A 6,319-nucleotide genomic window follows, 5' to 3' on the forward strand; every position below is an offset into this window, starting at 1 on the left:
CGCATGCGGCGCCAACCCACGTAGGAGCGCGCCCAGTAGCGTTGGCGGGCGGCGTCATCGTAGCGGAATTCCTGGTAGGTCATGGGGCGGTGGTCGTGCAGGGAGCCGCCGGGTCCGCGGTAGTCGGGGATGCCGGATTCGGTGCTCACTCCCGCGCCGGTGAGCACGAGAACCTTACCCGCCTTGAGGAGCTCGGCAATACCCGCGGAGGCATATTCTTCGTCGTGCGGGGTGGCGTTCTCAGAGACAACGCGCTGAATCGAGCGAATGGCGGCACGGTGCACGGAGGCGATTTCTTCGCGCTGCTCACCGGCGGCGGCAAAGTTCTGGTGGTCAGTCCAGCGGTCCATTCTTCTCCTCAATGCTCTGCGTATTAGTGCTCTGTGTACTAGTGCGGTTCAGCGCGGTTCTAACGCGTTAAACGGCTGTGGGGCACCCCCTTTCGAGGGTACCCCACAGCCTATTTTTTGTGGTTTTGAACCTGCGGAGTCAGCCACAGGCTAAGTCCAGCCAACCAGTCGGGTCAGCCGAGCTAGCCGGTTTAGTTCTCAGCCTTCTGCTCACGCTCGGAGGTCACCGACAGGCCGTCGCTGGCAACGTCCGGGTTCACATCCACGGTCACAGTGTCACCGTCGTGAATAGCACCGGAGAGGATGCCGCGAGCCAGGCGGTCGCCAATCTCGCGCTGAACCAGGCGGCGCAGCGGGCGGGCGCCGAATGCCGGGTCGTAGCCGGTCTTACCCAGCCACTCGAGGGCTGCCTCGGTCACGTTCAGGGTGAGGCGGCGGTCCTCCAGGCGCTTAGCCATGCTCTTAATCTGCAGGCCCACGATCTGGCCCAGGTTCTCAGCCGACAGGGGCTGGAACATGATGATGTCGTCCAGTCGGTTGAGGAACTCGGGGCGGAATGCCTGGTGCACAACCTCCAGAGCCTTCTCGGAGCGCTCCTCGAAGGGCAGGTCCTGGTTGACCAGGTACTGCGAACCGAGGTTCGAGGTCAGAATCAGGATGACGTTGCGGAAGTCCACGGTGCGACCCTGGCCGTCGGTCAGGCGGCCGTCATCGAGTACCTGCAGCAGGATGTCGAAGACCTCGGGGTGCGCCTTCTCGACCTCGTCGAGCAGGACCACCGAGTAGGGGCGACGGCGTACAGCCTCGGTCAGCTGACCGCCCTCTTCGTGGCCGACGTATCCGGGAGGGGCACCGACCAGGCGAGAAACGGTGTGCTTCTCGGAGTACTCACTCATATCAATACGTACCAGGGCACGCTCGTCATCGAACTGGAACTCAGCCAGCGCCTTAGCCAGCTCGGTCTTACCGACACCGGTCGGGCCCAGGAACAGGAAGGAACCAATCGGGCGGTTCGGGTCGGAAATACCGGCGCGGGCACGACGCACAGCGTCAGCGACAGCCACCACGGCAGCTTCCTGACCAATCAGGCGGGCACCGATGCGCTTCTCCATTTCGAGCAGCTTCTCGGATTCGCCCTGCATCATGCGGCCTGCGGGAATGCCGGTCCAGGAAGAGATAACCTCGGCGATATCGTCCGCGGTGACCTCTTCGGAGACCATGGATTCGTTCTTGGCGTTGTCCTCGGCGCGCTGTGCTTCCTCCAGTTCGGCCTGCTTTGCGGGAATTTCGCCGTAGAGCAGGCGGGATGCCTCAGCGAGGTTACCTTCACGCTGTGCCACCTCAGCGCGGGAACGCAACTCGTCAATCTCAGTCTTGAGGTCGCCCACGCGGTTCAGGCTTGCCTTCTCCGCTTCCCAACGGGCGTTGAGGGCGTCGAGCTGTTCCTTCTTGTCTGCCATATCCTTGCGCAGGGCCTCCAGACGCTCCACGGATGCGGGGTCGGTCTCGTTGGCAAGTGCCAGCTCCTCCATAGTGAGGCGGTCCACGGCGCGGCGCAGCTGGTCGATTTCCTCCGGTGCGGAGTCAATTTCCATGCGCAGGCGGGATGCTGCCTCATCAATCAGGTCAATTGCCTTGTCCGGCAACTGACGAGAGGGGATGTAGCGGTTAGACAGGGATGCTGCGGCAACCAGTGCAGAGTCAGCGATCTGCACCTTGTGGTGTGCCTCGTAGCGTTCCTTCAGACCGCGCAGAATACCGATGGTGTCATCTACACTGGGCTCACCCACGTACACCTGCTGGAAGCGGCGCTCCAGGGCGGGGTCCTTCTCGATGTTCTCGCGGTACTCATCCAGGGTGGTGGCACCAATCAGGCGCAACTCGCCTCGGGCCAGCATGGGCTTGAGCATGTTGCCCGCGTCCATGGAGCCTTCGGAAGCGCCAGCACCGACGACGGTGTGAATCTCGTCGATGAAGGTCACAATCTGACCCTCGGACTTCTTGATTTCTTCGAGGACTGCCTTCAAGCGCTCCTCGAATTCACCGCGGTACTTTGCACCTGCAACCATGGAGCCCAGGTCCAGGCTGATGAGGGTCTTGCCGCGCAGGGATTCGGGCACGTCGCCGGAAACCATACGCTGTGCTAGGCCTTCCACGACGGCGGTCTTACCGACGCCGGGCTCACCGATCAGAACGGGGTTGTTCTTGGTACGGCGGGAGAGCACCTGCACGACGCGGCGAATCTCGGAGTCACGGCCGATGACCGGGTCAAGCTTGCCTGCGCGGGCAATGGCGGTCAGGTCGGTACCGTACTTTTCGAGCGCCTGGAAGGTGCCTTCGGGGTCGGGGGTGTCCACGGTGCGGTCTCCTCGGACGTTGGGGATGGTCTGTGCGATGACTTCTGCGGTTGCGCCAAGGTTGTGCATGGCGGTCGCGGTGCTATCGGTTCCGCTGGCGATGCCCAGCAGAATCATTTCGGTGGAGACGTAGGTGTCTCCGAAGCCCTGGGCGCGGGTCTGTGCCGCCTGCAGAGCGGAGAGCGCGGCACGGCTGAGGGAGGCGTTCTGCACGGAAGCACCGGATGCCTTCGGCAGCTTCTTGATTTCGGCGGATGCCGCCTCAGAGATAGCGTCCACATCCAGGCCTGCAGCCTTGAGGACTGCTACGGCGACGCCTTCGCGCTGGTCCATGAGGGCCTTGAGGATGTGCGCGGTTTCAATAGTGGGGTTGCCGGCGGTTTGAGCGTTAGTATTTGCCGCCGAGATGACTTCTTGACTCTTGGTGGTGAACTTGTTGTCCATAGTGTTCCTTTCGTGTTTCGAGGGCTTATCCTATGCGCCCCTGTATTACATAACTTGAGTCTACTCCACTCAACTATGTTTCGCAAGCCTTCTGCAAAAAATTTTTCAGATTTTTCGCTCCACCTCGCGTCCCCTGAACCCCGAGCAAAGACCCCGTCGAAACCGCATTGCTATACTGACCGGACTGGGCGCTTGCGGGCTCCCACAACCACAACTCAGAATGGGGACCCACATGAAAATACTGGTTCTAGGCGCAACCGGTCGCACCGGTCGCATCTTCACCCGCAAAGCACTAGAGGAGGGGCACACGGTCACCGCCTACGTACGCAACCCCGATAAGGCGCTAGCACTTTTGGGGGCTCACCAAAATCTCACCGTTATTCCGGGAACCCTGGACGATGCCAAGCGACTCACCGCGGCATCCTCCGGGCAGGACGTGATGGTTAGCATCCTGGGGCAGAAAGCTACGGTGCGAGAGTTTCTCTCCTCCACATTCATGCAGGAGCGTCTGCCTCTCATCATGGAGGCGGTCACGGGCGCAGGCGTGAAGCACTGCGTTCTGATGAGCGCCTACGGCGTGGGCGATACGGTACGGACCGCCTCACTCCCCATGCGCCTAGTGTGCAAGGTCATCATGCGCGGCATTTTCACCGACCGAGTTAAGGCGGATACCCTGGTCTCCGAATATCAGCCGTATATTTCGCGTGCGCATCCGGGCAGGCTGACCGATAAGCCCGGCAGGGGCGGGGTGAAGGTAATTGACATGGCGAGTGTCGAGCGAGCTCCGGGTATTCCGACGATTGCCCGTGAGGACGTCGCCGATGCGCTGCTCACTATCGCTAAGAACCCCCAGAATGCGGGTACGGATTTTTTGGTGACAATTGGGGACGCCGTCCTACGCTCGCCCCAGAAATAAACCGGTAGGCTTAAAAGCATGACGACTACGAATACCTTCCCCGCCGCCATTCTCTTCGACCACGACGGAACCCTCGTCGACACCGAACCCGTATGGGCTGCCGCAAAGGTTGCTCTCGCTGCAGAATTTGGCGGCACCTGGACCGAGCAGGACACCCTCGATTGCCTGGGCCTGTCGATGCAGTTCACCCTGGATCGCCTGCGTGAGCGCGGCGTAAACCTGCCGGACGAGGAGATTAACAACCTGCTGGTGGCGAAGGTGCACGAGACTCTGGCGCAGCAGCCGGTCGAGTTCCTGCCCGGCATTGAGCGTTTCCTCTCGGAGGTTCGCGAGGCGCAGATTCCGGCGGCAGTCGTCACCAACGCGACCACCTCCGTGGCTCGCCGCACCGCGAATGCGGCGCCCGAGGGAACGTTCTCGGTGGTTATTGGTAATGATGAGACCACCCACCCCAAGCCGGACCCGCAGCCTTATCTTTTGGCGACGGAGCGCCTGGGCGTTGATCCGACTCAGTGCGTGGCTCTTGAGGATTCCCCTTCGGGTGTGCGCAGTGCGACCGCGGCGGGTATGCGCGTCATTGTTGTGCCGGGCGAGCTGGAGGTTCCGGAGGAGTTGGGCACCCTGCGCCTCAAGCATGAGGAGCTGACCCTGGAGGCGGTGCGCGCACTGGCATAGTCGCCCAATTCGCACGCTGGATGCCCTACAGAAGCACACTGGAAGCCCTGCAGAAAACTGAATACGCTTCACCGCAAAGGGTGGGATGCGCGAGATGAGATACCGCGTGTCCCGCCCTTTACGCATGCATGGGCAATGAGGGTTTTTGAGCACGGCGCAACCCACAAATGATGATTTATTACGAATTACTCAAAATAACCTTGACAGTGGTTCCCTAAAATGATTTACTAGTAACAACGGTTCGGAGGGACCACAAACCCCACCGAACCACAAGCATCACAGCATCATGAAGGAGACCATCATGGCATTCGCAAACTACACCGCACCCGGCCTGAGCATCGAAGAAGGCAAGGGCATTTCCGAGGTTCTCCAGGCACGTCTGCACGACCTGAACGACCTGCACCTGCTGCTGAAGCACGCTCACTGGAACGTGACCGGCCCCGGCTTCATCGCCGTACACGAAATGATTGACCCCCAGGTCGACACCGTCCGCGAGTTCGTTGACGCTATCGCAGAGCGTATGGCAACCCTGGGCGCAACCCCCAACGGTCTGGCTGGCGCACTGGTCGCACAGCGCACCGTCGAGGACTACCCCGTCGGCCGCGCACGCGTTGCTGACCACCTGCGCGCCCTGAACAACGTCTACACCCGCGTAATTGAGGCTCACCGCAAGGCGATTGCATTCGCCGGCGAGTCCGACCCCGTCACCGAGGACCTGCTGATCGGTCAGACCGCTGAGCTGGAGAAGTTCCAGTGGTTCATCCGCGCATTCCTGGAAAACGGCGAAGGCAACATCTAAGCCAGCGTTCTAAAGACACGAATTTTAGAGTCATAAACCGGGCGGGTGCGCTCTCCTATATGGAGGGTGCACCCGCCCGGTTTTTCGTATGAGGCACACACCGAGTTCACGCATCATTCCTCGTCCACGCGGTACAGCAAAGTACGTTGAGGCGAACATAAACATGGGGTTAGCCCGTCCTAGATTTTCTGTTCAGAGTGCTTTAGAGTGGTTCACTGGCCATCACAGAACACATAGATTTGAAGGCGTCATGGGTTGCTAACCGGCAGCCCCACACGTACCGCATGAGCAGCGGAAAGGGAACTATGAGCGCACACCCCCAGCACGAGCACGGCGAAGAAACCGAGAAGCTAGAAACCGAGAAGCTTCAGCCGGAAAACGCCGCGACCGGAGCTTCGCAGAGCATCCGCCATAGCGCCGTCACCTCCCCCTCCCCCGCGCAGATTAAGCGTTGGCGCCGCTACCTGGCCGATGAAGAGTCGGAGGCGCGCATCTACCGCTACCTGGCTCGTCGTGCCGAGGGCACCGACCGCGAGATCTTGCTCCAGGTTGCTGAGGCAGAGAAGCGACACCAGCAGCATTGGCGTGACATGCTCGGTGAGCACGCGAATGTGCACGTGCGCCCGTCCATGCAGTCTCTGCTGCTGCAGTTCTTGGCGAAGAACTTCGGTTCGGTATTTATTCTGGCGATGGCTCAGCGCGCCGAGTCCCGCTCCCCCTACGCTGAGGATCCGGACGCCACCGAGGAAATGGCGGCTGACGAGGCGATTCACGAGGA

At 60.9% G+C, this 6,319-nt stretch carries 5 protein-coding genes and 1 pseudogene; 4 read left to right on the forward strand and 2 right to left on the reverse strand.

Annotation, left to right across the window (positions count from 1 at the left end; translation table 11 throughout):
* Both Q0216_RS07085 and clpB read right to left on the reverse strand, forming a co-directional pair.
* Positions 1-350 (reverse strand): annotated as a pseudogene (locus tag Q0216_RS07085) (Sir2 family NAD-dependent protein deacetylase); the annotation flags it as partial.
* A 191-nt stretch (positions 351-541) separates the two neighbouring features.
* Entirely contained in the window at positions 542-3,151 is a 2,610-nt protein-coding gene (clpB, locus tag Q0216_RS07090; RefSeq protein WP_298594062.1) for an ATP-dependent chaperone ClpB, read from the reverse strand.
* A 232-nt stretch (positions 3,152-3,383) separates the two neighbouring features.
* Between clpB and Q0216_RS07095 the strand changes: the two genes are divergently transcribed.
* The 4 genes from Q0216_RS07095 to Q0216_RS07110 all read left to right on the forward strand — a co-directional run.
* Positions 3,384-4,067, forward strand: coding sequence for an NAD(P)-dependent oxidoreductase (locus tag Q0216_RS07095; RefSeq protein WP_298594064.1), 684 nt, complete (start codon positions 3,384-3,386; stop codon positions 4,065-4,067).
* Positions 4,068-4,085: 18 nt separating this feature from the next.
* Positions 4,086-4,742 carry an HAD family phosphatase gene (locus Q0216_RS07100; RefSeq protein ID WP_298594066.1) on the forward strand — a complete coding sequence of 219 codons (657 nt, stop codon included), beginning with the start codon at positions 4,086-4,088 and terminating at the stop codon, positions 4,740-4,742.
* 301 nt (positions 4,743-5,043) lie between these two features.
* Positions 5,044-5,541, forward strand: a complete 498-nt coding sequence (gene dps, locus Q0216_RS07105) for a DNA starvation/stationary phase protection protein Dps (RefSeq protein WP_298594068.1) — start codon at positions 5,044-5,046, stop codon at positions 5,539-5,541.
* Positions 5,542-5,846: 305 nt separating this feature from the next.
* On the forward strand, positions 5,847-6,319 hold a 473-nt coding region (locus Q0216_RS07110; protein ID WP_298594069.1), incomplete at its 3' end, for a ferritin family protein.

The sequence above is a fragment of the uncultured Rothia sp. genome (assembly GCF_937976295.1).
Lineage (GTDB): Bacteria > Actinomycetota > Actinomycetes > Actinomycetales > Micrococcaceae > Rothia.